The sequence below is a fragment of the Vibrio sp. V10_P2A27P122 genome, from assembly GCF_963874335.1.
Classification (GTDB): domain Bacteria; phylum Pseudomonadota; class Gammaproteobacteria; order Enterobacterales; family Vibrionaceae; genus Vibrio; species Vibrio anguillarum.
In genome coordinates, this window is record NZ_CAWNHY010000150.1 from 1 (window position 1) to 3,924 (window position 3,924).

Annotated in this window: 3 protein-coding genes; all 3 read right to left on the bottom strand. The window is 43.4% G+C overall.

The window, feature by feature from the left end; all coding sequences use genetic code 11:
* Positions 1–1,267, bottom strand: a 1,267-nt coding sequence (locus AACQ17_RS07305; protein ID WP_094167774.1) for an ATP-binding cassette domain-containing protein, incomplete at its 3' end; no start/stop codon positions are given.
* A complete protein-coding gene (locus AACQ17_RS07310) occupies positions 1,245–1,493 on the bottom strand; it encodes a glutaredoxin family protein (RefSeq protein WP_094147799.1) in 249 nt (82 codons plus the stop codon). The genes AACQ17_RS07310 and AACQ17_RS07305, both read right to left, overlap by 23 nt.
* A gap of 3 nt (positions 1,494–1,496) precedes the next feature.
* Positions 1,497–3,626 carry a bifunctional 23S rRNA (guanine(2069)-N(7))-methyltransferase RlmK/23S rRNA (guanine(2445)-N(2))-methyltransferase RlmL gene (gene rlmKL, locus AACQ17_RS07315; protein ID WP_094147800.1) on the bottom strand — a complete coding sequence of 710 codons (2,130 nt, stop codon included), beginning with the start codon at positions 3,624–3,626 and terminating at the stop codon, positions 1,497–1,499.
* Positions 3,627–3,924 lie beyond the last annotated feature (298 nt).

Genomic DNA, 3,924 nt, shown 5'->3' on the forward strand with positions numbered 1-3,924 from the left:
AGCTTAATGCGTGCCGTGGGCGCCCAGCCACCATCACTTCTTGTTTTCCGTCAGCTAAGTTGTCAATTACCGACTTCTCAGGATCGAGGATCTCACGGTACTGATCAAAATAAGCAACTTCAAGTTTGGTACCGCAATGTAATTTGCCACTCTGAGGTTGTAAATCACCCAACAGCAGTTTCAGCAGCGTACTTTTACCGCATCCGTTAGGGCCAATAAGTGCAATGCGATCACCACGCATGATATTGAAACTGAAGTTCGAGACAATGTTTTTGCCATCAATGCTATAGCTAATATCCTTCGCTTCGAAGACAATTTTTCCTGAACGCGCAGCGTCATCGATTTGCAAGTTTGCTTTGCCCTGTACCTCACGGCGATCATTACGCTCTTCTCTTAGCTTCTTGAGTGCTCTTACGCGCCCTTCGTTACGAGTACGACGCGCTTTGATGCCTTGGCGAATCCAAACTTCTTCTTGGGCCAATTTCTTATCAAACTCGGCATTTTGCATCTCTTCTACGCGCAAGGCTTCTTCCTTGGCGACAAGGTACTGATCATAATCACCAGGAAACGAGCTGAGTTTACCGCGGTCAAGATCAACAATGCGTGTCGCCATTGAGTGGATGAACGTCCGGTCATGCGATACAAAGATGATCGAGCCTCTAAAATCTTTCAAAAAGCCTTCGAGCCATTCGATGGTGGTTACATCAAGGTGGTTAGTCGGTTCATCAAGCAAAAGGACATCAGGATCACACACTAGTGCTCTTGCAAGAGCCGCTTTACGCTGCCATCCACCGGATAAATCCGTTAGTTTGGTGTGGCCATCCAGTTTCAACGCCGCCAGAACATTTTGGATACGTTCTTCAAAACGCCATGCCCCTGTATGCTCTAGCTGCTCTTGAATACGAGATAGCTTATTGATATTACTTTCACTTGGATCGATAACGATGAGATCTAAAAGATCTTGATAGATCTTTAGATACTCACCAACTTCCGCTAATCCACCAGCAACATAATCAAAAACAGTGCCGGCTTCATCTCTAGGCGGATCTTGTTCTAATCGAGAAACAACAACATCTTGTTCTATCTGCATTTTTCCGTCGTCCATGATGATTTCTCTCGCAAGAACTTTCATCATAGTCGACTTGCCTGCACCGTTTCGGCCGACGAGACAAACTCGTTCATTTTCTTGCAATGCGAAATCTGCATGATCGAGTAATGGGTGGTCACCAAATGCTAATTGACCGTTATGGATGGTAATTAATGCCATTATTTTCTAACCAATGAAGTAATGTTTGTTGGTCAAAGGGCCAGCTCAGTTCGGATTCTTGGTATTTAAGAACCGGAATAGTGACCCCGTAACGAGAGAGGAGCGCATCATCGAATGCAATATCAACAAGTTGTACTTGTTCAGCAATGTTTGCCTGCTGAACAAGCTGAAATGCCATCTCACAGAGATGGCATCCTTCAGTACTGTAAAGCGTGAACAACTTCATTCCCTATTCACTGCGTGCATGGGAAATCGTCCAGCAGTTATGGATCTGTTTGTTACGTTCAAAATCCAGTGGCAATGTTTGTGCTGAAATGTTTTGAGCAACTAAACCAAGCTCAGCTAGCGCTTCTAAATCCATTTTAAAATGTCGTTTATTGTTTGAAAACACAATCGTACCTTCTGGACGTAGGATACGTTTTAAATTTTCCATCAACTTAATATGATCGCGTTGCACATCAAATGTGTGTTCCATACGTTTGGAATTTGAGAATGTCGGCGGATCGATAAATATCAAATCAAATTGTTCTTTGGCAGTCTCTAACCATTGCACACAGTCGGCTTGTTCAAAGCGATGCTGGTGTCCAACTTGACCGTTGAGCTTTAAGTTGTCTTTAGCCCATTCTAAATAGGTTTTAGACATATCAACCGTCATGGTTGATTTTGCTCCACCGCAAGCGGCATGAACGGTTGCAGAGCCGGTGTAAGCAAATAGATTGAGGAAGTCTTTACCCTTTGCCATTTGCCCTAAGCGGCGACGCGTCAATTTATGATCAAGGAATAAACCCGTATCGAGATAATCATGTAAATTGACAATCAGTTTAACGCCATACTCGTTCACTTCCATTGTCTCAGAAATTTGCCCTAATTTTTGATATTGAGAGCGTCCTTTCTGTTTTTCACGAACTTTGAGTACCACTTTATTTGCTTCTGTTCCGGTGACTTGAATCGCGGCACGAATGATATCTGTTAAACGGCGTTTCGCCTTTTCTTCTGGAATATCTTTAGGTGCGGCGTATTCTTGGATCACTAGGTGGTCGAGATAAACATCGATCGCAACATTGTATTCAGGCAAATCAGCATCATAAATACGATAGCAATCTAGTGATTCACGTTTCGCCCACTTACCAATTTTCGCAATATTTTTCTTTAAACGATTCGAAAAATCAGGAGCGATCACCGATTCTTGAGAAATAGACGCTCCCGGTTCTACCGTGCGCAATGAAATTGAGTAGTTCTTTTGGTGACAAGGTAACGCACCGTTATTTAACTTAAACTGCTTTTCAGCGCGCATACGCAAACAACTGAGTAATTCGTCAGAGCTTGAGAAAATCGACGCTTGGCAACCGCCAAATTCAGCCTTTAATTGACCACCAAATGCCGTGTATAAAGCAATCAAACCAGGATGTGTACCTAAACGTTCACCATAGGGTGGATTACAGATAACCACACCATCCTCAAACCCTTCAGGACGTTTGATCAGTGCCGCATCACCTAGCTGGAAGGTAATCAGTTCTTCAACCCCTGCGCGGCGAGCGTTATCTTTCGCGGTCTGCAGCACTCGTGCATCGTTATCAAAACCAAAGAACTTACAGTCAACTTTCTTGACACCACGTCTTGCTTGAACATTGGCCTCTGATTTTATTTGCGCCCACAGTTCTGCATCAAAATCCTCTAAAGCTTCGAAACTCCACTTTGGACGCTTGAGACTAGGGGCCATACCAGCAGCCATCATGGCCGCTTCAATGAGCAAAGTACCAGAACCACACATTGGGTCGAGCAGTGGCTTCGCTTCACTCCATCCACTACGCAAAATAATAGCCGCTGCTAATGTTTCACGAAGTGGTGCTCGCCCCGCTTCGGTACGGTAACCGCGCTGATGTAAACCACCGCCCACCATATCAATCCCTAAAATGGCTTTATCTTTATGCAAGCGTACATGAACACGAAGATCTGCATGATCTTTATCGATCGAAGGGCGCGGTAAGTTCTTTTTGGTAAAACAGTCGACAACCGCATCCTTTACTTTCATCGCGCCATACTGACTGTTGCGAATTTCGTTATTTGTGCCGTTGAAGTCGACAACAAACTTTTTCGAACTATGAAAATGATTAACCCAGTTCACTGAACTTGCTGACAAGTAAAGATCCATATCATTTTGGCAGGTAAATTCAGAGAGGACGCGAACAAATCTTGATGCTAGACGGCTCCACAAACAACAGCGATAAATCTGCTCTTTCGACGCTTTAAATTTTACCCCGGCCTGCACGGGTTTTGCGTCCGTAATCCCTAATTTGGTTAGTTCTTCAACTAATAGGTTCTCAAGACCGTTTGAGGTAACCGCTAGATATTGATTCATACTGCTCTTTTACTGATAAAAATGACCACGCATTATACCTGACAATCCCACGCTTGAGTAAAACAAAGTGTCTCTTTCACCTTCTCAACCATTCAATTGCTTAACTACTCGCCAATTTTACAAATAGACAAGCTTCGAGCATTGCAAAAACATCTCACTAGATATAGCAAGGCCTACGGGATAAGTGAGTATTTATTCACTACAAAATTGGACTATACCAGATAGCTTTTTACAGTGTAAATTAATTACAAATGAGCTAAAAATGGGAATATGTCGGCCATTTCTAGCGATGTAGACA